The organism is Thalassospira xianhensis MCCC 1A02616, assembly GCF_003326475.1.
In the GTDB taxonomy this organism is placed as follows: Bacteria; Pseudomonadota; Alphaproteobacteria; order Rhodospirillales; family Thalassospiraceae; genus Thalassospira; species Thalassospira xianhensis.
In genome coordinates this window covers 79,057-100,687 of record NZ_JPWA01000015.1, presented here as the reverse complement: position 1 = coordinate 100,687, position 21,631 = coordinate 79,057, and the positions used below count along the sequence as shown (strand labels likewise).

Below are 21,631 nucleotides of genomic sequence, written 5' to 3'. Positions count from 1 at the left end.
TCGCCTCCCCTGTTGGCCGCGCTGCCAACAGAAGCGTCCCACGTGCACACCCCGAAACTCGGATTAGATGATTAATCTACCTCCCCCCCGCCGAGTTGTTGCACATATGACGGCCTGTCTCCCCCGGACAGGCCGTTTCTTTTAAGCCCGCGCATTTCTGTCCTTGCGTTTGGCTTCATACCGCTTATGTGTGACCCATCCAGATATTCATAAGACAAGGCATAATTCATGAGCAACGGCATCCCGATGCAGATCGATATCGTCTCCGACGTTGTCTGCCCCTGGTGCATCATCGGCTACAAAAACCTTGAACAGGCGATTGATCGTCTGGACGGTCAGGTCGACATCAAACTACGCTGGCACCCGTTCGAACTGAACCCGGATATGGGTCCCGAAGGCCAGAACCTGTCGGAACATATCAAGGAAAAATACGGCCTGACCCCGGATCAAAGTGCGGAAAATCGCGACCGTATTTCGATGATGGGTGAAAATGTCGGCTTTGACATCCGCTTTAGCTCGGACAGCCGCATCTACAATACCTTTGATGCGCACCGGATGCTCTATTGGGCGGGCAAGGAAGGCAAGCAGACCGAACTGAAGCTGGCCCTGTTCCGCGCCTATTTCCAGGAAGGCGAAAATCCCGGCGATCACGGCGTGATCAAACGCGCCGCCGAGGAGGTTGGTCTGTCACCGGAAAAGGCAGACGAAATTCTTGGCAGCGACATGTTCGCCAAGGAAGTCCGCGCCGAAGAGGAAGAATTCCGCAATGCCGGTATTTCATCGGTTCCGACCTATGTCGTGAACGGCAAATACGCAATTTCCGGCGGCCATCCGCCCGAAGTTTTCGAACAGGCATTGTCCGAAATCGCCCGTCAGGTCGAGGTTGCCGACGACGAAGTCATTTTTGACGGCTGATACCGTCATCGGATATTATTATCCAAAGTCCCGGTTGCCTTTCGCACCGGGGCTTTTGCATTCTCGACAGTTGCGCAACCGGGGCTTACAGTTTCCATGCTACCACCACGGCATGTTTGCCACCTTGTTCAAAGGATCGCCCCATGATCGACTTTGCCAATATCGCCCCCTATTTGCCGGGGATATTCCTTGCCTATGCCGCCCTTCTGATGGGCTTGATCAGCCCCGGCCCTGCCTTGCTGGGTCTGATGGGTGTCTCGCTTGAACGCGGGCGCCGTGCCGGTCATTGCTTTGCCATCGGGATCGGAACAGGTTCGCTTTGCATCGGCATTCTGACCCTGACGGGTCTGTCCGCCCTTCTGGCAAGCTGGGCCGATGCCATGACCGTCATTCGCATTGCTGGCGGGATTTATCTTTTATGGCTGGCCTTCAAGGCATTTCGTTCCGCATTCCGGCCCGCCCAACCGGCTGGCGATGCCCTTGCGCGCGATGATAAAACCATCTCGCCGGTCGGGTATTTCAGTCGTGGGCTGAGCCTTCACCTAACCAATCCCAAGGCGATCCTGACATGGATTGCCATCATCTCCATCGGCTTTGCCGATGGCACGCCACTGTGGGTGGGATGGATGATCGTGATTGGCTGTGGCACGATTTCAACGCTGGTGCATTTCGCCTATGCCACTGCCTTTTCGACCGCCCCAGCGATTTCGCTGTATCGTCGGGCGGCGCGCTGGATCAATGGCCTACTGGGCGTGTTCTTCTCCGCGGTTGGCATCCGGTTGCTTGCAGGACGTTAAACCACTACCCGAACGCTAGTCATCCCCGCCGGTATCAAGCAATGACCGGCGGGTCACACCGTTTTTCTGATCCATCCAGCCACCCAGCACCGTCAACCAGACAGCAGTCAGGGGCAGCATCGCGATGTTCTGGTCCATCACCCATAATGTCCCGCTGGCCAGAACACACCACACCAACGGCACGGGCAACAGGACCCAGCGCCACGACCCTCGCGCCAACAGGATAAAGCCAAGCGTCCCTATTGCCGTCGGATCGGCGGCACTGCCAAACAGTTCCGCCTGTATCAACTCGCGTCCTTCGATCAGACCGACAAACGGATAGACGAAAATCGCCATCGCGATCATCACCCCCCCGGCAATGCTGGAAAAATCACCGCGCCAGCCAAATCGCAACGGCATCCGGCGCGCGGCAAACATCACCATCAACAATGCCTCTGTGATAAATGCCGGAATGAAATAAGGGATTATCCAGTTGATCGGCTGGTAATAGTACCAAAGGAAGCCCGCAGTCACCCAGCCCCAGATCATCGCCAACAGTACAAGCGCCACCCGGTTGCCGCGATTGCCGTGCCGGATGGAAAGGCCAAAGGTGATGATCCCTGCTACCAATGCGGCGGTAACCGCAAGCCACCATGTGGTATTCAGCGTTTCAAACAGCCGGTAATAAACGCGCGGCGAAAACAGCAGAAAATCTGCCAGACTGTAGCTCCACCACTCGCTCATCACAGAACCCCGATCACGGCAGCAATACGTTGGCGCATGTCGTCATCGGGCATTGGGCCGGTGGCCGCCTGCATGTTTTCCATGGCGTGCATCGGCTGTGTCGTTGCCGGGATCGGACAGGTCACCGCCGGATGGGAAATCAGATATTTCAGGATCAACTGCGCCCAGCTTCGTACTTCGATCTCGGCGGCAAAGTCCGGCAGTTTTTCACCTTCAAGCCGATCAATCAGATGGCCGCCCTGAAACGGTCGGTTGACGATCACGCCAATTCCACGTTCCGAGGCCAGCGGCAGCAGGTAATCCTCGATCTTGCGATCCACCGGGTTATAGGTGACCTGTACAAAATCAAGCGGCGTGTTTTTCATCACCGCGATCAGATCATCGGTACGCCTGCCATGCGATGTCGTCACCCCGACATAACGCAGCCGTCCTTCATCCTTCATATCGAACAGAAGCGGCAGATTGTCATTGATCCCCACCAGATTATGGACCTGCAACAGGTCAAACTTTTCGATGTTCCAGTAATTGGATGTTTCGGCGATCTGTTCTGCACCGTCATCCGACGTCCAGACCTTGTCGGTTGAAAATACCCGATCACGCGCTCCCAGTTTATCAAGCCCGTAACCAATCACATCCTGGGACGATCCATACATCGGCGAGCTGTCGATCATGCGTCCGCCTCCGTCAAAAAAGGCCTGCATGACATTGGCGCACTGGTCGCGCAAAACCGGATCATTACCGACATTAAACGTGATCCAGCTACCCAGACCAACCGCCGGGATCATTTCACCCGTTGACGGGATCGGCTTTTTGATCACATCAAGAACCGCACGATTATCAAGCGTTTGCGCCCAAAGTGGCTTGATCGCGCCAAGCCCTGCTGTTGCACCAATCGCCGTCGCACCGCGCAGGAAATTCCGTCGACCCAGTAAAAACATCGCAATCCCAACCCTGTCGTTTCGAACCGGTCACAGGATAGAAGGTGGTCTGAATATCATGTCTGCGCAACTGCAAGCTGTTGCACAAACTGGCGAAAAATTTGCGCTTGACCTAAAGTACACTCTAGCAGCTAGCCTTTTGAAAGTTCCCCAAGCTGAAAGGTGACCGACATGATGATTGGTGAAGTCTCGGCCAAAAGCGGTTTGCCCATTCATACGCTGCGTTATTACGAAAAAATCGGTCTTGTACCCAAGCCCTCCCGCGATGCGGGCGGCCGACGGTACTATGATCCGGAAATTCTCGATTGGCTGACTTTCATAAGCCGGCTCAAGGATCTTGGCATGCCGATCCGCGACCGGGTCCGGTTTGCCCGTCTGCGCAGCGAAGGCGAACAAACAGTTGGCGAACGACGCGAACTTCTTGAAATCTATCGGACCGGATTGGCCAAAAAAATCGCCGAATTGAGCGAAACCCTCGAAGTGCTCGATTACAAGATCGCCAATTACGACGAAATCGGCCGCAAGAAAACGGCCTGACCCCCAAAATACCTTACAGGAGCCCCTTATGGCTGAACATAAAAGCGCGCTCGACGCCGGGCGCGATGTTGTCGCACGTCTGAACCCACCGCTTGAAGGCGCTTTGGCCGAAAAATACGATGCTCTGGTGCCTGGATTTGCCGAAAGCCTTGTTGAATGGGCTTATGGCCGCCATTACGCACGACCCAACCTTGATCTGAAAACCCGGCAGCTTTGCACGATTTCCGCCCTGACGGTTCTGGGCGGACAAACCGCACCGCAGCTTAAGGTCAATATCAAACACACCCTTGCTGCTGGGGCAACCCGCGAAGAAATCATCGAAGCGATCTGGCAGATGGCGGTTTATGGTGGCTTGCCTGCTGCGATCAATGGCCTGAATGCCGCACAAGAACTGTTTGACGAACTGGACGCAACCACCGCCTAAAACAAAAAAGCACCGCTGGTTTCCCGGCTGTGCCTTTTTCAATTCAAATCCGACGGATCAAACGCGCTTCCAGCTCGTACCTTCCTTGAAGTCTTCAAGCAGGATACCCCTCGCCAGAAGATCATTTCTGATCTGGTCGGCAGTGGCGAAATCACGGTTTTTCTTCGCTTCGGCACGCTGCTGGATCAGGCTGTCAATCTCGGCAGCCTCATCTTCATCGGCAGAACCGGTGAACCAGGCTTCCGGATCATTTTCCAGAATCCCCAGCAAAGTTGCCGCCGCCAGAACGCGGCCCTTGGCCTCGGCCTTGTCGTATTTCTTGGTCGCCTTGTTCAGTTCGGTCACCAGTTCATGGAATTCCGAAATCGCAAGTGGCGTATTAAGATCATCACAAAGCGCGCTCAGAACCGGTTCCGGCACCGGGGTGTTTTCCGGTTCGATATCGGTGGTCTGGCGAAGGGCGGTATAGAACCGGTCCAGCGCCTCTTTGGCCTGACGCAGGTTTTCTTCGGTCCAGTTGATCGGCTGATGATAGTGGGTTCCCAGCATTGCAAGACGGATCGCCTCGCCCGGCCAGCTTTCGAGCAATTCATGCACGGTGACAAAGTTGCCAAGCGACTTGGACATCTTTTCACCTTCGACCATCAGATGGCCGTTATGCATCCAGTATTTGGCGTAACTAGAACCCTTGTTTGCGCAGCAGCTTTGCGCGATTTCGTTTTCATGATGCGGGAAAACCAGATCCGATCCGCCGCCATGAATGTCGAAATTCTCGCCCAGATAGCGCGTCGACATGGCAGAGCATTCAATATGCCAGCCCGGACGCCCGCGCCCCCACGGGCTTTCCCAGCCCGGCGTTTCGTCATCGGACGGTTTCCACAGCACAAAGTCCGCCGGGTCTTTTTTATAAGGCGCGACTTCAACCCGGGCACCGGCAATCATTTCCTTGCGGTCACGACGCGATAGCTTGCCATATTCTTCGTACTGGCCGACGGAAAACAATACATGCCCCTCGGCGGCATAGGCAAAGCCTTGTTCGATCAGGCTTTCGCACATCGCGATCATTTCAGCGATATGTTCGGTCGCGCGCGGTTCGATATCAGGTTTCGCGGCATTAAGCGCCCCCATATCATCGAGATAGGCCTGATGGGTGCGTTTGGTGATTTCCGAAATCGGCTCGCCACTTTGGCGGGCACGTTCGTTGATCTTGTCATCAACGTCGGTCACGTTGCGCACATAGGTTACTTTGGGATAGATATGGCGCAACACACGCACCAGCGTATCAAACACCACCACGGGCCGCGCATTACCGACATGGGCATAGTCATAAACCGTCGGTCCGCAGACATAAAGCCGGACATGATTGGCATCAATCGGCTCGAATACCTGCTTTTCACGGCTTAAAGTGTCATAGATACGCAATGTGGTCTTGGTCATGTTTTCGGTCCATATGGCCTGTGTTTTCGGGTTTGCGGGATATTCCGGCGGTCAAAGCTGTTGCTCAGACCGCCTTTCCACAAAGCCGTTCACACGCCTTTTCACGTCCGATCAGAACCAGCATCGCCGACATTTCCGGGCCATGTTCACGCCCCGTCAGCGCCTTGCGAAGCGGCATAAAAAGCTCTTTGCCCTTACGGCCCGTCGCATCCTTGATTGCACCCGTCCATGCTTTCCAGCTGGTCGCGTCAAGGTCACCTTCGGGCAGCATATCAGCGGCCTGCTTTAAAAACTCCGCATCGGCGTCATCAATCTGCGGGATTACCTGCTTGGTGATCACATCCCACCATTCAACCGCTTCTGCCACGCGCCAGCAATTGCCGCGCACCGCATTCCAGAATTCTTCCGGCGCATCGCCCAGACCAAGAGACTCAAGCTTCGGTTTGGCCGTTTCGAACGACATGTCATGAATGACTTTTTCATTCAGGCTGGCAAGTTCCGCCGGATCGAATTTCGGGGTCGAACGGCCATAATGCGACAGATCGAATTTGCCCAAAACTTCGGTCAGGGTCGCCGGTTCGATCTTGTCCGATGCGCCAAGCCCGGTCAAAAGCCCGACCAACGATGCAACCTCGAACCCGTCGTTACGCAGTTCACGCAGCGAAAGGCTGCCCAGACGTTTCGAAAGCTGCGATCCGCCCGGCCCTGCCAAAAGCGGCATATGCGCAAATTCAAGCGCACCGGGTTTCCCCCCCATCGCCATATAAAGCAGAATCTGCGACACCGTGTTGGTCACATGGTCTTCGCCGCGGATGATATGAGTAACACCCATTTCAAGGTCATCAACGACCGATCCCAGCATATAAAGCAGCGATCCGTCTTCGCGGATCAGAACCGGATCGGACACATGTTCGGTATCAAACGTGCAAATCCCGCGCGTCAGATCATCCCATTCAACCACACCATCGGTCAGAAGGAAGCGCCAGTGCGGTTTGCGGCCTTCTGCCTCAAGATGGGCGATTTCATCATCCGAAAGCGTCAATGCCTTGCGGTCATAGATGAAGGGCTGGTGACGCTGGCGGGCGGCCTTACGTTTCCAGTTCAGTTCGCCTTCGGTTTCATAGCACGGATAAAGCATGTTGCGCGATTTCAGGTCGTCAATCGCCGCGTCATATTTGTCCTGACGCAGGCTTTGACGCTCTTCGCGGTCCCAGTCGATGCCAAGCCATTTCAGGTCCTCACGGATCGCATCAACATATTCGTCTTTGGAACGGACTGGATCGGTATCGTCAAAGCGCAGGATGAACTCGCCACCATGTTTACGGGCATAAAGCCAGTTCATCATGGCAATGCGGGCATTACCGACGTGAAGAAGCCCGGTCGGGCTGGGCGCAAATCGCAGGACAGGTTTTGTCATTTCAAACTTTTTTCAGGTCACTAAATTCGTGAAACCGTTGGTAATCGGATAGCGGCGGTCGCGCCCAAAGGCACGCGGGGTGATCTTGACCCCGGGCGGTGCCTGCCGGCGTTTGTATTCCGCCCGATCCAGCAACCGCCAGACCCGGCGCACTGTGGCCTCTTCATGGCCGCTTTCGACAATCTCGGAAACAGACCGTTCGCCTTCGATCATCTGATGAAGGATATCATCAAGAACGTCATAAGGCGGCAGGCTATCTTCGTCTTTCTGATCCGGGCGCAATTCGGCTGATGGTGGCTTGGTAATGATCCGTTCCGGGATCACCATACCGTCCGGGCCAAGTGCGCCCTCCGGATGATGGGCATTGCGCCAATGGCACAGCGCAAACACCGTTGTTTTGTAAAGGTCTTTCAAAACCGAATAGCCACCGCACATGTCGCCATACAGCGTGGCATAACCAACCGACATTTCCGACTTGTTACCCGTCGTCAGAACCATGTGGCCAAACTTGTTTGAAAGCCCCATCAGGATGATCCCGCGCGAACGGGCCTGAATATTTTCTTCGGTAATGTCCGGCTCGCGGCCCTCGAATGCAGGGGCAAGCATCTGTTCAAACGCACCCATCGCAGGCCCGATATTGATGCTTTCAATCCCGGTCTCCAGCATCCCGGCACATTGTTCGGCATCCTCAAGGCTTTCCTGGGACGTATAGGGCGACGGCATCATCACCAGCCGCACCCGGTCCGCCCCCAGCGCATCAACAGCAATGGCCGCCGAAAGTGCGCTATCAATCCCACCCGACATGCCAATCACGACACCGGGGAACCGGTTTTTGTTCACATAATCCCGAAGCCCCAGAACAAGTGTCTGGTAAATTGCATCAAGCCCGCTTGGATAATCGGCCTTTGGTGCATTTTCATCGCACCGCCAGCTACCATTTTCACCGCGCGACCATGTGCTGGTGACGACTTCCTCGGCAAAGCCGGGCAGGGCCACGGCTAAGGAGCCGTCACCGTTAAGGCCAAATGAACCGCCGTCAAACACCAGTTCGTCCTGACCGCCAACCTCATTGCAGTAAATCATCGGAACGCCGGCTTCACGTACCCGGTCGGAAATCAGATTGCGGCGCAGATCCCCCTTGTCCGCTTCGAACGGTGATCCATTTGGCACCAGGAAAATTTCCGCCCCGCGATCTTTCAGATGGGCAACAACCTTTGGCGTCCAGACATCCTCGCATATCGGTACACCAAGTTTCACCCCGCGGAAGGACACCACATCGGGCATCGGTCCGGCGCTAAAGACCCGCTTTTCATCAAACACGCCATAATTCGGCAGGTCGTTTTTCGCCCGCACTGTCTCGATCTTGCCCTGATCAATCAGAAGAACCGCGTTAAAGCGCTCCCCGTCAATATCCCATGGTGTCGTCAGCAACAGGGCCGGACCGTTTTTTCGCGACCTGGTGCGTTCGCAGATATCATCGACCGCATGGCGCAGATGGCGCATGAAGGCAGGCTTCATCACCAGATCTTCGGGCGGATAGCCCGACAGAACCAGTTCGGAATAAAGGACAATATCCGCGCCCTGATCGGCCGCAGTTTCCCAGGCAGCCACAACTTTCTCGGCATTCCCGGCAACGTCGCCGACAATGGGGTTAAGCTGAGCAATCGCGATGGCAAGCATATTTGTCATGATGTTGGAATAGGAGGCGTCCGGTTTGGTGTCAATTGCCGAATGCGCGATAGCAGCACTGCATCGGCAACAAGGCCGTATTTTTGCACTGTCATCGCAACTTCATCCGTTCCCAGTTGATAATCGCTTGCAATACGCCCTCAAAGTGGTTTTATTGCGCCAGCCGAAAAATCGGTAGCAAAAACAACAATTTGAGACGAGCAAACCAATGACGAAAAATCAAACCGCGACGGCAGAACTGCCGGTCGTGACCATATCCCATATTCCGGGTCGTGAAATCAGTGAAAATCTCGGCATCGTATTTGGCAGTTCGGTCCGCAGCCGAAGCTTCCTGTTTGATGTTTTTGCCTTCTTCAAGAACCTGTTTGGCGGCGAAGTGCGTTCTTATACCCGCCTTCTAGAACAGGCTCAGACCGAGGCCATCGAACGCCTGATCAAACAGGCTGGCATGATGGATGCCGATGCGGTTGTTGATGTGCATTTTTCCACATCACAGGTCGCTTACAAGGCTGCTGAAATCTTTGCCTATGGCACGGCCGTTCGCCTGAAATAATCCCCGGAGTCTTTTCCAATGCAGGAACTATTTGTTCCGGGGATCATGCTTATGATCCTGATCGGGATCGCCTTTGTGACGGGCCGTCTGGCCGAAGCCACTCATGAACGCGCCCTGCGCCGTGACGAGCAGCTTTTGCCAAACCAAAGCTTGAGCACCGAGGATCATGTCCCCGAAGACATTGTTCTGCGTGACAGCAGAATGGTCACCGGCAAGGTCGTGATCGGCGAAGACCGGTTCCGCAACCTGCTTGCGCGTCTGCGCATTTTTGTTGGCGGTCGATTGGGGGCGCACGAAGCCACCATCACGCGGGCCAAACGCGAAGCCATGCTGCGCATGCGGACCGACGCCAAGGGCGCATCCCACATTACCGGTATCCGCATGACCACCGCCCAGCTTGGCCGCGGCATGGTTGAAATGATGATTTCGGGCACGGCCCTTTATACCGACAAACGGCCTAGTGGCGGTTTTCCGTCCGCCCTGCCCGATGACGGCATTAATATCAGCCACAAGAACCTGCTGGTCGAATTTGCCTCGGCAAGTGCGGCGTTCCTGTTTATCTGCTGGGGCATTTATGCGGCCAGTGGCTTTGCCGTCGAATGGGCAACGCGCCAGATATCAATTGAGGACGAAATCGCCATCTGGTCCGAGCTTGAAGGCGATTACATCACCGAACGCCGCAGCAATGATCAACGTAGCCTGCCAGAACGCTATATCCTTGATCTGATCAATTCGATCCCGAAATCTGCCCTTGGCCCGGCTGCGGCCTATGATTTCGAAGTGGTCATCATCCCCGATGACACGCCGAATGCAGCCGCCCTGCCCGGCGGGTTGATCCTTGTTCATACCGGCATGCTTGAACTGGTCGACACCGAAAACGAACTGTTATCCATCCTTGGGCATGAAATCGGCCATTATAACGGCCGCGACCATCTTGAAGGACTGGGGCGGCAGGCGGTTGGCATTGCCCTTTCGGCCATGATGTTCCAGGCCGATGCGGTTCTGACCACCTGGATTGCCGGGTGGCCAAAAATGCTGGCCGATCTGGATTATTCCCGATCCCAGGAACTTGATGCGGATAAATGGGGGCTCGATATCGTCATGGCGAAATACGGCCATGCCACCGATGTCGCAACCACCTTTTCCAAGCTTGCGATGATGCAGGGGGATGAAAGCATGCTCGATTATCTCGGCACGCATCCCCATCCGATCGATCGCGTGCGCCGCCTCAATAAAATGGTGACGGACCGCAATCTGCCGCTTGGCGAACCAATACCACTGCAAACGGCTTTCGATCGCTATGTCGATGCCCTTGAAGGGCAATCAATAATCTACGACGAATACGAAGCTCCGGAAGGATCAGAATAATGCGTGTCTTTTTATCCCCGTTCCGCTTTCTTAGCGTCAGCGGCAAACCCAATATCGAATTCTGGTTCACCCAGTGCATCATTCTGGCATCAACGGTTCTTGGTGTATATCTGGCAAGCTTTGCCGGCTTCCGGATTGCGGTTGATTTCGACCGTTATCAAAGCCTGTCGGATGTCAGCTATCTGGAAAAATCGCTTGAGGCCGAGTTTATCGACAATATCGAACATGTCGAACAATGGATTGCGGAATATCCCGAAGCACCGATGAAGTGGCACGCACGCGAACTGACGCCCGAAGCGACACATCGCCTTGACGATATGGTCTGGTCGACGATGCGCTATTCACCGCGCACCTTCGAAGTCCATCCGGAAATCATTACCGGCGTCCGCCGTTTCTATACCGGTATAGAAGCCCAGATGACGACCCTGTTCCAGCAGCAGGGGCCAAATGGCCTCGCCCGTCGCGCCATTGAAAACATGAAACAGCAGGTCGCGACTGCTCGCACCGATATCCTGCCAAAACTGCGTGGCGAAATCGAAACGCTTGATGCAGAACTGGCCGATATGATGGATTGATCGCCTGATCCAGCAATGCGAAGGCCGGGAAACATAAAATGCCCGGCCTTTTTTATTTTTATGCGAGTTTTAAAGCGCCAGTGCGGCGTCAATTTCGTCCTGGCTCATGGTTTTGGCCGATCCGTGGATAATGCCGCTGGCGACATCCATGAAACGCTGCAATGACAGCGTCACCGTGCTTGCTGTTTCACGCAGCAGCCCCTCGTTACCCTCGGCAATCAACACTTCAAGCTGCTCGTTGGCACGAAACACGATAGCATTCATATGTTCGATGGTTTCCTCGAACGGGCGACGGAACCGTTCGGGCACATGATCATAGGCCTCTATCGCCAGTTCCTTGTCGGAGAACGCACTGTCACGGAAATGGTCCTGATAGCTTTTGGGTGCCCATTCCTTGCAGTCCTCAAGCATGTCAGGCATGTCCGGAACCATTTCCAGAAGCATCACGATTTCGTTGAAATGGTTCAGGTAATCGGTCGCAAGCAGTGTCGTCGAGGAAATGTTTGTTCCCTCCACTTTCTTCTGCCATTCGGCGAAATCCGCCTCATCCACCATGTTTCGTGCGACCTCATTGTTTCACATCATGTCTTGTCAGCGCACAGTAATGCCGCGCGATTCTCTATACTTAAGGATGTTACCCGCATCAGTGTAGGGGCAAAATGCATGCATCGGGACAGAATTAACGAAACAGCCCCCAATGCGATCCCTTTAAATAGAAGAACTCTTATATTCAACCCTCAAAGGGCGCATCCCTTATAAATAAAGGCGCCCGGTTGCCCGGACGCCTTTATCAGTTCACGCATTCAGATGGTCGATTATGCCGACGCAGCAAGCTGTTCTGCACGAACGCTATCACGTTCTTTTTTGATCATTTCGGCCATCAGGAAGGCCAGCTCAAGCGCCTGCCCGCCGTTCAAACGCGGATCGCAATGGGTGTGGTACCGATCCGAAAGGCTATCGACAGTCACTTCACGGGCACCACCGATACATTCGGTCACATCCGTGCCAGTCATTTCAAAATGAACGCCCCCGGCATGCGTACCCTCGGCTTTATGCACATCAAAGAACGATTTGACTTCCGACAGGATCGCATCGAACGGACGGGTTTTATACCCGTTCGCCGCCTTGATCGTGTTGCCATGCATCGGATCGCAAGACCAGACAACCTTGCGGCCTTCGGCTTTGACCCGTTTCACAAGACGTGGCAGATGATCCTCGACCTTGCCTGCGCCCATACGCGCGATCAGGGTCAGACGACCGGCTTCGTTTTTCGGGTTCAGGGCATCGATCAGACGGATCAGGTCATCTTCTTCGGTGGTCGGACCGCATTTCATGCCGATCGGGTTATTCACACCGCGCATGAATTCAACATGCGCCCCGTCAAGCTGACGGGTACGGTCGCCAATCCACAGCATATGCGCCGAGCAGTCATACCAGTCGCCGGTCAGGCTGTCCTGACGGGTGAGAGCCTGCTCGTAACCCAGCAAAAGCGCCTCGTGCGAGGTATAGAAATCCGTCTCGCGCATCTGCGGTGCGGTTTCGGCCGTGATGCCGCAGGCCTGCATGAAGGCAACGGCTTCATCAATCTGGGTCGTCATCTTGCGATATCGTTCGCCCGCGGGGCTGTTATCAACAAATGACAGGTTCCAGCGATGGATTTTGCTCAGATCGGCAAAGCCACCCTGCGCGAAAGCACGCAGCAGGTTCAGCGTCGATGCCGACTGGTTATAGGCACGGATCTGGCGCTGCGGGTCCGGAACACGGGCTTCGGACGTAAACTCGATGCCGTTGATATTGTCCCCGCGATAGCTCGGCAGTTCGACACCATCGATGGTTTCCGTATCCGACGAACGCGGCTTGGCGAACTGCCCCGCCATACGACCAACCTTGACCACCGGGCATGCCGCGCCATAGGTCAGAACAACCGCCATCTGCAACATGACCTTGAAGGTGTCGCGGATATTGTTCGGGTGAAATTCCTTGAAGCTTTCGGCACAGTCCCCGCCCTGCAGCAGGAATGCGTTGCCTTCGGCAACTTCGCCAAGCTTTTCTTTCAACGCGCGCGCTTCGCCAGCAAATACCAAAGGAGGATAGCTGCCGAGCTCTTGCTCTACGGCCTTGAGGGCCTGTGCATCCGGATAAGTCGGCATCTGCTTCACAGGCAGGTTGCGCCAGCTATCAATGCTCCAGCTCTTGCTCATTTGCTTCCTCTCAATCCGGCATGTTTCTCATGCCGTTACCATACCATATAATCAGCGTCACAGCGGATTTCCGCCCATTCAACCGGTGCTGTCAACCGGGCCAAACTTGATACGGGTTTTGCGACCGCATTTCCACCCCTTCCGTGCAATTCGCAAAGAAAAACCCGCAAATTTTTGCCAATCCCCGCAAATAACACGCAAAGTTCCACCCCAAATCACCAATTACAGATGGATTTGGGGAGTTTCCCGTTCCCGCAAGGACGATGGAAATCCTTCGAATCCGGACGTGCCGTCAACCGGCACCACAAAGACTATCAGGACAAATAGTCATCAGCATTCAATTGCGCGATCCCCCATATCGCGGCACACTGCGCGCGCCACACCTCATTACGGAAGCCCCATGTCCATTGAAACAATCGCGATTATTGCCTGCGCCTATTTTGTGGCCGCCTTTGTAAAGGGAGCAACCGGGCTAGGGTTCTCGACGTCGGCCCTGCCGATCCTGGCCCTTGGGCTTGGGCTCAAGGCCGGGATGCCACTTGTGATCATTCCCTCCCTTGTCAGCAATTCGATCATCATGGCGCAGGCCGGGCATTTCCGCGAAACCGTCAACCGGTTCTGGCCGATGTTTGTGGCGACCATTCCGGGGCTTTTGATTGGTCTTGCCGTGCTTGGCATGGTCGACAGCATTCTGGCCGGTGCGGTGCTTGGGCTGGTTTTAATGAATTACGGCGCCATCACGCTGTTTCGTCACGGCAAACCTTTATCAGATAAGGTCGCCCGCTATCTGGCACCGGTTTCCGGTTTTGCCACGGGGCTCGTGAATGGCATTACTGGCTCGCAGGTGATGCCCGTCCTACCCTTTTTGTTGTCATTGCGGCTTGATCCCAAACGCTTCATTCAAGCCATCAATATCTCGTTTAGCCTTTCAAGCATCGTGATGGCATTTGGCCTGACACGGATGGGGCTTATGACGCTTGAAACCGTCTGGATATCCTTGGCCGGGCTGGTTCCGGTTTATGTCGGCACCAAACTTGGCAGTGCGGTACGCAACCGCATGGATGCCGAAACCTTCCGCAAGGTGGTTCTCGTCATGCTGATTATTTTCGGGGTCATATTGATCAGCAAATTTGCGCTGTCTCACCCGTAAAACTTTAGCGCGCTGGTGCAAAGCGCCTGCCTTTGCTATCCAGTCCTGATGAAAACTGTCACCCGCCCCGCATTTGCCGAAACCGAAGAAAAGAAATCGCGCTTTCTGGCCGAGCTGGTCCCTTATGACCATCTCGCGACAAGGCTTGCGGAATTGCGCGTGGCCCACCCCAAGGCCAATCATCATGTCACGGCCTATCGTTATCTCAATGACGAAAACCAGCTGATTGAACATGGCAAGGATGACGGCGAGCCATCAGGCACGTCTGGCGTTCCCTGCCTCAAGGTTCTTCAGGGACGCGATCTGATTAATGTCGCAGTGATCGTCACGCGTTATTTCGGCGGGGTAAAACTTGGCACCGGCGGGTTGGTGCGGGCTTATAGCGGTGCTGCCAATGCGGTTTGCAGCGTTGCCGACGTCGTCGATTATGTCCCGCAGGGTGAAGCAGACCTGTTTGCCGGTTTTTCTGATGCGGGAACGCTGGAACAGGCCTGCGCACAGGATGGCATCACGGTTATGGACCGGCAGTTTGATGCCGATGGCACACGCATGCGGATTTCGGGACCAAAGGAACTCGTGGCCGAGCTTGCCGGGCGTTTCCCGATCCATCGAGATTAGCAACTGGCGCGATCAGGACAGGATATCAAACCCGCCGCACGGTACTTTGACGTTCCTGCAATTGGAAACCAAGATCGACAACGCGGTTTTCCGGTTCATCACCATCCAGCCGTGCCCGGATCATATCAACCGCCGTTTTTCCGATCCCGTAACGGTTTGTCCGGATGCTGGTTAATGACGGACAGGCCGCCGCCATCATTTCAAGATCGTTGAAACCGATGATGCCAAGGTCTTCTGGCACACGCAGACCGGCATGCTGGCAACCGAACAGAACCCCCAGCGCCATGTCATCGTTGTTGCAGAAAACCGCTTCGATATCGGGCCTTTTTGCGCGTAACGCCCCGATCAGTTCCGCGCCCAGCGACGTGCTTGATGACCGGGTGGTTGTCATGAACAGTTCCGAGTCATACCGACCCGCTGATCGCAGTGCTTCGGCAAAACCTTCCATACGGCGGCGTGATCGTGGGTCCATGCGCGCGCCAATGAACCCGATCCTGCGATATCCCCGCTGCAAAAGATGATGGCCAGCCGCCCGGCCGCCTTCGAAATGCGAAAATCCGACCATCATGTCAATCGGGTCCGGATCAACCTCCATGACCTGCACCACCGGACAATCGGCACTTTCAAGCAGGGCCCTTGCGGCAGGTGTTTGATCGCCGCCCGCAACAATCAGGGCCGCCGGGCGCTGCCCAAGGAAAATGCGGATCAGGCGTTCTTCTTCTGCCGCGACATAGCGCGAATTGCCAAGCTGCACCTGAAGCGGTCCCTGTTCCAGCTCGTCATAAATCGCGCGCAGCGTATCGGCAAACACGTTGTTGGTCAGCGACGGCACAATCACGCCAACAATATTGGAACGCGATGATGCAAGGGCACTGGCATGAGAATGGGGAACGTAATCAAGCTTGCGAACCGCGGCATCAATGCGTTCGCGTAACGGGGCGGATACCTTGGCTGGATCACGCAAGGCCCGTGAAACGGTGATCGTGCTGACCCCGGCCTTGTCGGCCACATCAGCGATGGTCGGCCGTCCGGCCCCTCTGCGTTTTCTCATGTCTTCCTTCTCATGCCCTATTCCTCATATCCGCGATCCCGGGGTTGCACAATATCTGTTGACTCGATGTTAGCGCTATCATTATGTTAGCGCTAACAAAGCAAGGCGGGCAAGACCCGCTCAAGAAAAGACGAAATAAAAGTGGCGGGAGGATCAGCCATCAAAGCCGAATATGTCATCGTGATGGGTGTCAGCGGATCAGGCAAGACCGCGGTCGCAAAGGGCCTTGCCAGCATCATGAATGGTGTGTGGCTTGACGCGGACGATTATCATCCCCCACAGAATGTTGAAAACATGCGCAATGGCATCCCGCTTAATGACGAGATGCGCTGGCCGTGGCTGGCATCACTTGGGATGGCCGCCAAAGAAGTCGCGCACGGAATTGAGTCAAACCATGTATCGCCGAAAGTCTTTATCGCCTGTTCGGCGCTGAAACGGCGTTATCGTGATTTTCTGCGGGACCATATGGAACCTGCAACATTCGTTTTTCTGGACGGTTCGCGCGAAGTGATCCGGTCCCGGCTGGATCGCCGGATCGGCCATTTCATGCCGCCCGGATTGCTTGACAGTCAGTTGGCTGATCTCGAACCGCTGGGGCCGGACGAGACAAGCGTGACTGTCTCCATCGATGCCCCGATTGAAGCCGTGGTTTCGACCGCTGCTGCCCGCCTTGCAGCAGGCGAAATCGACAGTCCATCCACCAAAACGCATAAGACCGCCGGAAAACCGGTAACCCAGGGAGAAGACAAATGACCCTATCGTTCAAGACACTCGCCGGAACTGCACTTGCAGCCAGCCTGATGATGACATCACCGCTGATCGCAAATGCACAGGAATTTACCCTTAAAGTCCAGTCAAGCGATGCGGCAGGTGTGCCGAACTTCGTGATCGAACAGGAATGGGCCGCACGCGTTGGCAAAATGTCGGGCGGACGCATTGCTGTTGAAATGCTTCCCGTTAACTCGGTCGTCGAACATGCCGAAACGCAGGACGCGATTGCCGCAGGCATCATCGATGGTCACATCACCGACACCAGCTATTTCACCGGCAAGGATCCGGCATTCGGCCTGATCGCCAACCCGGTTGGCGCATGGTCGGCACCGTCCGAAATGCTGCGTTTCGTCGAATATGGCGGCGGCAAGGAACTGATGAACGAAATGCTTGAACCCTATGGCCTGCATTTCATCGGCGCGGTAACCCCGGGCCTTGAAGCATTCGTTTCGTCCAAGCCGCTTGACGGTGTTGCCGACCTTAAAGGCCTTAAAATGCGGGCCCCCGAAGGCATGGTGCAGGAAGTCTTTGCCGCGGCCGGGGCGTCGCCTGTGAACATTCCGCAGTCCGAAGTTTTCACATCCCTTGATAAAAAGGTGATTGATGCCGCGGATGCGACCGTGTTCTCGACCAACCAAGCAATGGGCCTGCATGATGTTGCCAAACATCCGGTCTATCCGGGCTTCCATTCCATGCCGATGCTTGAAGTTTCGGTGAACAAGGAAAAATGGGATTCCATGCCCGAAGACCTCCAGACCATCCTTGAGGTTTCGGTCCGCGATCTGGCACGTGACATGGACGCGCAGCTTGCGATGAAAGATATGGAAGCCGTTGCCAAGGCACGTGCCGAAGGCGGTGTAACCATCCACAACTGGTCGGCCGAGGAACGCAATAAATTTCGTAAAATCGCCACCAGCCAGTGGGAAAAAGTCGCCGGTCGTTCGGAAAATGCCCAGAAGGTTTATGATACACTGGTCAAATATCTGACTGCGCAAGGCATGATCTGATTGTGACCACACGGTCATAGGATCACGGCAAAATAAACCCTGTCACCGGCGGTGCCCGGCCTTTCGGGCCCGCCGGTGACAAGCTGATACAATCCGGCCAAGCCCAATATAAGAGACGATATGGGGCGATGCGGTCCTCCCCGTTGCCGGATTGTATTCCCTGTCCCTGCAAGGATTGCGAAAATGGCCCCGACACCGGAAAAACCGGCACATAGCGACATCCCGCCCACCCCGGATCTGGCGATAGAGCCCGATGGCACCCCCGAGCCGGTCCCGACTGTTTCGGGCCTGTTTGGCCGGGCTGTCGACAAGATCAGCTCGATCTTCGCGCTCGGTTTCCTGTTGGCGATGGGCATCCTGATTTTCGAAATTTTCATGCGCCATGTCTTCAACAGCCCGACCCTTTGGGCCCATGAAACCACGACGTTTTTATCGGCCATCGGCTTTGTGTTTGGCGGGCTTTACTGCGCATCGCGCAACAAGCATATCCGGGTGGTCATCATCTATGATATCGCCGGACCACGGTTCCGGCGCGCACTTGATATCGGCATTTCAATCGTTTGCGCGATCTCGTCGGGCTTTTTTGCCTGGGCAGCGTGGCTGATGGTCAAACGGGCGGCATTCAAACCGGGCGGGGATATCCATCTGGAAACCACCGGCAGCGCGTTCAATGCGCCCTATCCGGGGTTGCTGAAGATTTTCATGCTGTTCGTTCTGATCGCCTTAACGATCCAGTTTGTCATTCTGACGATCAACTATGTGCGCGCAAAACCTGATTATGCAGGTGCAAATTCCGGTACGGGAACAGGCCATGACTGACCCGCGAAACATCCCGGAATACGCTATAAATCACATCATACTAGTTGTGAATTTGGCCCCGTCGTTCTGCCCGAGTGCATCACCGATGAACGGGTCCGCTCATGCACGGCATGGAAACCATTATATCCGGCGCAACAGGATAAATCCCGATGTTTGATTTGCAGTCCCTTGGCATTGAATATGGCACGCTTGCGATGTTCGTGCTGCTGCTTGGTTTTTTGATAACCGGCATGCCGCTGGCATTTGTGACCCTGCTGATTGCCCTGATATTCACTCTTGGCTGGTTCGGGCCGATGGCGGTGCCGCTGATCACCAGCCGGGTCTATTCGTTTGTGTCGTCCTTTGTCTTTGTCTCGGTCCCGATGTTCGTGATGATGGCCGCGATCCTTGATCGATCGGGCATCGCCAAGGACCTGTTCGAAGCCATGCGCCTGTTTGGCGGGCGGCTCAAAGGCGGGGTCGCGGTCCAGACGATTTTTGTCGCCGTCATTCTGGCCGCCATGAGTGGCATCATCGGGGGCGAAATCGTGTTGCTGGGCCTGCTGGCCCTGCCGCAAATGCTCCGTCAGGGATATGACAAAAACCTTGCCATCGGTGTTGTCTGTGCCGGCGGGTCGCTGGGTACGATGGTCCCCCCCTCGATCGTTCTGATCATCTATGGCCTGACGGCAAACGTCTCGATTGGCGATCTGTTTACCGCATCCTTCATTCCAGGCTTCATGCTGGCGGGTTTCTATGTCGCCTATGTGCTGTTCCGAAGCTATACGGGCGATAATATCGCCCCGCCACCGCGCACCGAAAAAATCCCGACCGAGGAAAAAATCCGGCTGCTTAAAGGCCTGTTCCTGCCGATCCTTGTCGTGATCTGCGTTCTGGGCTCGATCTATGGCGGGATTGCATCGGTGACCGAAGCCTCCGCCGTCGGCGTTGCCGGTGTGGTCGCATCAACCATCGTGCGGCGCGAGTTTTCGCTATCGATGCTCAAGGCTGCATCGCTTCAGACGCTGTCGACCTGCGGCATGATCGTCTGGATCGGGATTGGCGCATCGGCCCTTGTCGGGGTGTTCAACCTGATGGGTGGTATCAAGTTTGTATCGGCCCTGATCACCGGCATTTCCGACGATCCGACGATCATCATCCTGTTCATGATGCTGATCCTGTTCATTCTGGGCATGTTCCTGGACTGGGTCGGGATCGCCCTTTTGACCATGCCGATCTTTGTGCCGATCATCAAACAGCTTGGCTATGACCCGGTGTGGTTCGGGGTGCTGTTTGCGATGAACATGCAGGTCAGCTTCCTGTCACCGCCTTTCGGCCCCGCCGCGTTCTACCTGAAATCGGTGGCGCCACCGGATATAACGCTTGGCACGATCTTCAAGGCGCTGGTGCCCTTCATCTGCCTGCAGGTGCTGGCCGTGGCCCTTCTGATCATCTTCCCGGGAATTACCGGACGGTAAGTTCGCCAAAGCTGACAGAAAACGACAAAGGGGAAGCCATAACGGCTTCCCCTTTGCGTTTGCACCACCCCGTCCTCTAGGGAGAGCAGTGGGAGACCAAATTCCCGCCAGAACGGGAATGACGGCGTGGTGCGGGTGCAGGCCTTGCGCAGGGGCAATCAGCCGTTGCGATACAGATAGCTATAGGCATTGATCGCAGGCACGCCGCCAAGATGGGCGTAAAGGACCTTGGACCCCTTGGGGAAATAGCCCTTTTTGACCAGATCGATCATGCCCTGCATCGATTTGCCTTCGTAAACCGGGTCGGTCATCATGCCTTCGAGACGACCACACAGGCGGATCGCCTCGTTGGTTTCATCGGACGGCACGCCATAAGCCGGATAGGCGTAATCTTCGATCAGGGTAAGGTCACGATCAGAAATGCCGCCTTCAAGTTCGACCAGATCGGCAGTTTTCTGGGCAATCGCCAGAACCTGTGCGCGGGTCTGTTCGGGCGTGCCAGACGCATCAATACCGACAACCTTGTCGGCCCTGCCATCGGCAGCAAAACCAACCGCCATCCCGGCATGGGTTGAACCGGTGACGGTGCAGACCACGACATAATCGAATTTAAAGCCAAGCTCGGCTTCCTGGGCGCGCACTTCCTCGGCAAAACCGACAAAGCCAAGCCCGCCATATTTGTGCACCGATGCCCCGGCCGGGATCGGGTAAGGCACCCCGCCCTTGGCCTTCACATCCTCAAGGGCGGCTTCCCAGCTTTCGCGGATGCCGATATCAAAGCCCTCGTCGACCAGCTCGATCTCGGCCCCCATGACGCGGCTCATCAGGATGTTGCCGACCCGGTCGTAAACCGCATCGTTAAACGGCACCCAGCTTTCCTGCACCAGACGGCATTTCATGCCGATCTTGGCCGCGATGGCCGCGACCTGCCTTGTGTGGTTGGATTGCACACCACCGATGGTGACAAGGGTATCGGCCCCGGATTTGATCGCATCGGGGATGATATATTCCATCTTGCGGACCTTGTTGCCGCCGAAGGCCAGCCCGGAATTGCAATCCTCGCGCTTGGCATAAAGTTCGACATCGCCGCCAAGATGGGCGGAAAGACGCGGCAGGGCCTCGATCGGGGTCGGGCCAAAGGTCAGTTTGTATTTTTCAAATTTATCCAGGCGCATCGCGCACTC

General features: G+C 55.5%; 22 protein-coding genes. 13 read left to right on the top strand and 9 right to left on the bottom strand.

Going from position 1 to position 21,631, the window contains the following annotated elements; translation table 11 throughout:
• Window positions 1-228: 228 nt before the first annotated feature.
• Both TH5_RS13670 and TH5_RS13665 read left to right on the top strand, forming a co-directional pair.
• A complete protein-coding gene (locus TH5_RS13670) occupies window positions 229-915 on the top strand; it encodes a DsbA family oxidoreductase (RefSeq protein WP_114122328.1) in 687 nt (228 codons plus the stop codon).
• A gap of 143 nt (window positions 916-1,058) precedes the next feature.
• Window positions 1,059-1,712, top strand: a complete 654-nt coding sequence (locus TH5_RS13665) for a LysE family translocator (protein WP_114122327.1) — start codon at window positions 1,059-1,061, stop codon at window positions 1,710-1,712.
• Window positions 1,713-1,727: 15 nt separating this feature from the next.
• Here the strand turns inward: TH5_RS13665 and TH5_RS13660 are convergent, their stop codons facing one another.
• Entirely contained in the window at window positions 1,728-2,435 is a 708-nt protein-coding gene (locus tag TH5_RS13660; protein ID WP_114122326.1) for a DUF6064 family protein, read from the bottom strand.
• On the bottom strand, window positions 2,435-3,373 hold the full coding sequence (locus tag TH5_RS13655) for an aldo/keto reductase (RefSeq protein WP_114122325.1): 939 nt from the start codon (window positions 3,371-3,373) through the stop codon (window positions 2,435-2,437). Before TH5_RS13655 ends, TH5_RS13660 begins: the two co-directional genes overlap by 1 nt.
• Window positions 3,374-3,544: 171 nt before the next feature.
• Here TH5_RS13655 and TH5_RS13650 point away from each other — a divergent pair, with 171 nt between their 5' ends.
• Both TH5_RS13650 and TH5_RS13645 read left to right on the top strand, forming a co-directional pair.
• Window positions 3,545-3,910 (top strand): MerR family transcriptional regulator, encoded by a 366-nt coding sequence (locus tag TH5_RS13650; protein ID WP_114122324.1) that lies wholly within the window; start codon window positions 3,545-3,547, stop codon window positions 3,908-3,910.
• Window positions 3,911-3,938: 28 nt separating this feature from the next.
• Window positions 3,939-4,334, top strand: coding sequence for a carboxymuconolactone decarboxylase family protein (locus TH5_RS13645; RefSeq protein WP_114122323.1), 396 nt, complete (start codon window positions 3,939-3,941; stop codon window positions 4,332-4,334).
• 57 nt (window positions 4,335-4,391) lie between these two features.
• Here TH5_RS13645 and cysS read toward each other — a convergent pair whose 3' ends face one another.
• From cysS to TH5_RS13630, 3 genes are all read right to left on the bottom strand, one after another.
• The gene (cysS, locus tag TH5_RS13640) at window positions 4,392-5,771 is read right to left on the bottom strand and encodes a cysteine--tRNA ligase (protein WP_114122322.1); all 1,380 of its coding nucleotides are present in this window, start codon (window positions 5,769-5,771) and stop codon (window positions 4,392-4,394) included.
• 64 nt (window positions 5,772-5,835) lie between these two features.
• Entirely contained in the window at window positions 5,836-7,188 is a 1,353-nt protein-coding gene (locus tag TH5_RS13635) for a glutamate--tRNA ligase (protein ID WP_114122321.1), read from the bottom strand.
• Window positions 7,189-7,200: 12 nt separating this feature from the next.
• Window positions 7,201-8,877 (bottom strand): NAD+ synthase, encoded by a 1,677-nt coding sequence (locus tag TH5_RS13630; RefSeq protein WP_114122320.1) that lies wholly within the window; start codon window positions 8,875-8,877, stop codon window positions 7,201-7,203.
• 208 nt (window positions 8,878-9,085) lie between these two features.
• Here TH5_RS13630 and TH5_RS13625 point away from each other — a divergent pair, with 208 nt between their 5' ends.
• The 3 genes from TH5_RS13625 to TH5_RS13615 are packed head-to-tail and all read left to right on the top strand — an operon-like array spanning window position 9,086 to window position 11,373.
• Window positions 9,086-9,430 (top strand): YbjQ family protein, encoded by a 345-nt coding sequence (locus tag TH5_RS13625; RefSeq protein WP_114122319.1) that lies wholly within the window; start codon window positions 9,086-9,088, stop codon window positions 9,428-9,430.
• An 18-nt stretch (window positions 9,431-9,448) separates the two neighbouring features.
• Window positions 9,449-10,798, top strand: a complete 1,350-nt coding sequence (locus TH5_RS13620) for a M48 family metalloprotease (protein WP_114122318.1) — start codon at window positions 9,449-9,451, stop codon at window positions 10,796-10,798.
• The gene (locus TH5_RS13615; protein ID WP_114122317.1) at window positions 10,798-11,373 is read left to right on the top strand and encodes a hypothetical protein; all 576 of its coding nucleotides are present in this window, start codon (window positions 10,798-10,800) and stop codon (window positions 11,371-11,373) included. The genes TH5_RS13620 and TH5_RS13615 overlap by 1 nt, the downstream gene beginning before the upstream one ends.
• 69 nt (window positions 11,374-11,442) lie before the next feature.
• Here TH5_RS13615 and TH5_RS13610 read toward each other — a convergent pair whose 3' ends face one another.
• On the bottom strand, window positions 11,443-11,928 hold the full coding sequence (locus tag TH5_RS13610; RefSeq protein ID WP_114122316.1) for a hypothetical protein: 486 nt from the start codon (window positions 11,926-11,928) through the stop codon (window positions 11,443-11,445).
• Between the two features lie 260 nt (window positions 11,929-12,188).
• The gene (locus tag TH5_RS13605) at window positions 12,189-13,574 is read right to left on the bottom strand and encodes a class II 3-deoxy-7-phosphoheptulonate synthase (RefSeq protein WP_062952958.1); all 1,386 of its coding nucleotides are present in this window, start codon (window positions 13,572-13,574) and stop codon (window positions 12,189-12,191) included.
• Between the two features lie 400 nt (window positions 13,575-13,974).
• On the opposite strand from TH5_RS13605, the gene TH5_RS13600 reads away from it, so the two are divergent.
• Together TH5_RS13600 and TH5_RS13595 are read left to right on the top strand one after the other, a co-directional pair.
• Window positions 13,975-14,724, top strand: coding sequence for a sulfite exporter TauE/SafE family protein (locus TH5_RS13600; protein WP_114122315.1), 750 nt, complete (start codon window positions 13,975-13,977; stop codon window positions 14,722-14,724).
• A gap of 48 nt (window positions 14,725-14,772) precedes the next feature.
• On the top strand, window positions 14,773-15,342 hold the full coding sequence (locus TH5_RS13595) for an IMPACT family protein (protein WP_114122314.1): 570 nt from the start codon (window positions 14,773-14,775) through the stop codon (window positions 15,340-15,342).
• Between the two features lie 25 nt (window positions 15,343-15,367).
• Here the strand turns inward: TH5_RS13595 and gntR are convergent, their stop codons facing one another.
• Window positions 15,368-16,393, bottom strand: coding sequence for an HTH-type transcriptional regulator GntR (gene gntR / locus TH5_RS13590; RefSeq protein ID WP_097051071.1), 1,026 nt, complete (start codon window positions 16,391-16,393; stop codon window positions 15,368-15,370).
• Between the two features lie 141 nt (window positions 16,394-16,534).
• Between gntR and TH5_RS13585 the strand changes: the two genes are divergently transcribed.
• The 4 genes from TH5_RS13585 (at window position 16,535) to TH5_RS13570 (ending at window position 20,447) form a co-directional block, all read left to right on the top strand.
• Window positions 16,535-17,146: a gluconokinase gene (locus TH5_RS13585; RefSeq protein ID WP_114122313.1), complete on the top strand. Its 612-nt coding sequence runs from the start codon at window positions 16,535-16,537 to the stop codon at window positions 17,144-17,146.
• Complete coding sequence (locus TH5_RS13580; RefSeq protein ID WP_170954065.1) at window positions 17,143-18,171, top strand: TRAP transporter substrate-binding protein; 1,029 nt, start codon at window positions 17,143-17,145, stop codon at window positions 18,169-18,171. The genes TH5_RS13585 and TH5_RS13580 overlap by 4 nt, the downstream gene beginning before the upstream one ends.
• 183 nt (window positions 18,172-18,354) lie before the next feature.
• Entirely contained in the window at window positions 18,355-18,990 is a 636-nt protein-coding gene (locus TH5_RS13575; protein ID WP_097051073.1) for a TRAP transporter small permease subunit, read from the top strand.
• Window positions 18,991-19,139: 149 nt separating this feature from the next.
• On the top strand, window positions 19,140-20,447 hold the full coding sequence (locus TH5_RS13570; protein ID WP_097051074.1) for a TRAP transporter large permease: 1,308 nt from the start codon (window positions 19,140-19,142) through the stop codon (window positions 20,445-20,447).
• A gap of 158 nt (window positions 20,448-20,605) precedes the next feature.
• On the opposite strand, the gene TH5_RS13565 is transcribed toward TH5_RS13570, so the two are convergent.
• Window positions 20,606-21,622 (bottom strand): 1-aminocyclopropane-1-carboxylate deaminase, encoded by a 1,017-nt coding sequence (locus tag TH5_RS13565; protein ID WP_097051075.1) that lies wholly within the window; start codon window positions 21,620-21,622, stop codon window positions 20,606-20,608.
• Window positions 21,623-21,631: the final 9 nt, after the last annotated feature.

Coding starts and splice junctions, on each gene's coding strand:
- TH5_RS13670 (WP_114122328.1), top strand. CDS start 229: ATGAGCAACGGCATCCCGATGCAGATCGATATCGTCTCCGACGTTGTC.
- TH5_RS13665 (WP_114122327.1), top strand. CDS start 1,059: ATGATCGACTTTGCCAATATCGCCCCCTATTTGCCGGGGATATTCCTT.
- TH5_RS13660 (WP_114122326.1), bottom strand. CDS start 2,435: ATGAGCGAGTGGTGGAGCTACAGTCTGGCAGATTTTCTGCTGTTTTCG.
- TH5_RS13655 (WP_114122325.1), bottom strand. CDS start 3,373: ATGTTTTTACTGGGTCGACGGAATTTCCTGCGCGGTGCGACGGCGATT.
- TH5_RS13650 (WP_114122324.1), top strand. CDS start 3,545: ATGATGATTGGTGAAGTCTCGGCCAAAAGCGGTTTGCCCATTCATACG.
- TH5_RS13645 (WP_114122323.1), top strand. CDS start 3,939: ATGGCTGAACATAAAAGCGCGCTCGACGCCGGGCGCGATGTTGTCGCA.
- cysS (WP_114122322.1), bottom strand. CDS start 5,771: ATGACCAAGACCACATTGCGTATCTATGACACTTTAAGCCGTGAAAAG.
- TH5_RS13635 (WP_114122321.1), bottom strand. CDS start 7,188: ATGACAAAACCTGTCCTGCGATTTGCGCCCAGCCCGACCGGGCTTCTT.
- TH5_RS13630 (WP_114122320.1), bottom strand. CDS start 8,877: ATGACAAATATGCTTGCCATCGCGATTGCTCAGCTTAACCCCATTGTC.
- TH5_RS13625 (WP_114122319.1), top strand. CDS start 9,086: ATGACGAAAAATCAAACCGCGACGGCAGAACTGCCGGTCGTGACCATA.
- TH5_RS13620 (WP_114122318.1), top strand. CDS start 9,449: ATGCAGGAACTATTTGTTCCGGGGATCATGCTTATGATCCTGATCGGG.
- TH5_RS13615 (WP_114122317.1), top strand. CDS start 10,798: ATGCGTGTCTTTTTATCCCCGTTCCGCTTTCTTAGCGTCAGCGGCAAA.
- TH5_RS13610 (WP_114122316.1), bottom strand. CDS start 11,928: ATGGTGGATGAGGCGGATTTCGCCGAATGGCAGAAGAAAGTGGAGGGA.
- TH5_RS13605 (WP_062952958.1), bottom strand. CDS start 13,574: ATGAGCAAGAGCTGGAGCATTGATAGCTGGCGCAACCTGCCTGTGAAG.
- TH5_RS13600 (WP_114122315.1), top strand. CDS start 13,975: ATGTCCATTGAAACAATCGCGATTATTGCCTGCGCCTATTTTGTGGCC.
- TH5_RS13595 (WP_114122314.1), top strand. CDS start 14,773: ATGAAAACTGTCACCCGCCCCGCATTTGCCGAAACCGAAGAAAAGAAA.
- gntR (WP_097051071.1), bottom strand. CDS start 16,393: ATGAGAAAACGCAGAGGGGCCGGACGGCCGACCATCGCTGATGTGGCC.
- TH5_RS13580 (WP_170954065.1), top strand. CDS start 17,143: ATGACCCTATCGTTCAAGACACTCGCCGGAACTGCACTTGCAGCCAGC.
- TH5_RS13575 (WP_097051073.1), top strand. CDS start 18,355: ATGGCCCCGACACCGGAAAAACCGGCACATAGCGACATCCCGCCCACC.
- TH5_RS13570 (WP_097051074.1), top strand. CDS start 19,140: ATGTTTGATTTGCAGTCCCTTGGCATTGAATATGGCACGCTTGCGATG.
- TH5_RS13565 (WP_097051075.1), bottom strand. CDS start 21,622: ATGCGCCTGGATAAATTTGAAAAATACAAACTGACCTTTGGCCCGACC.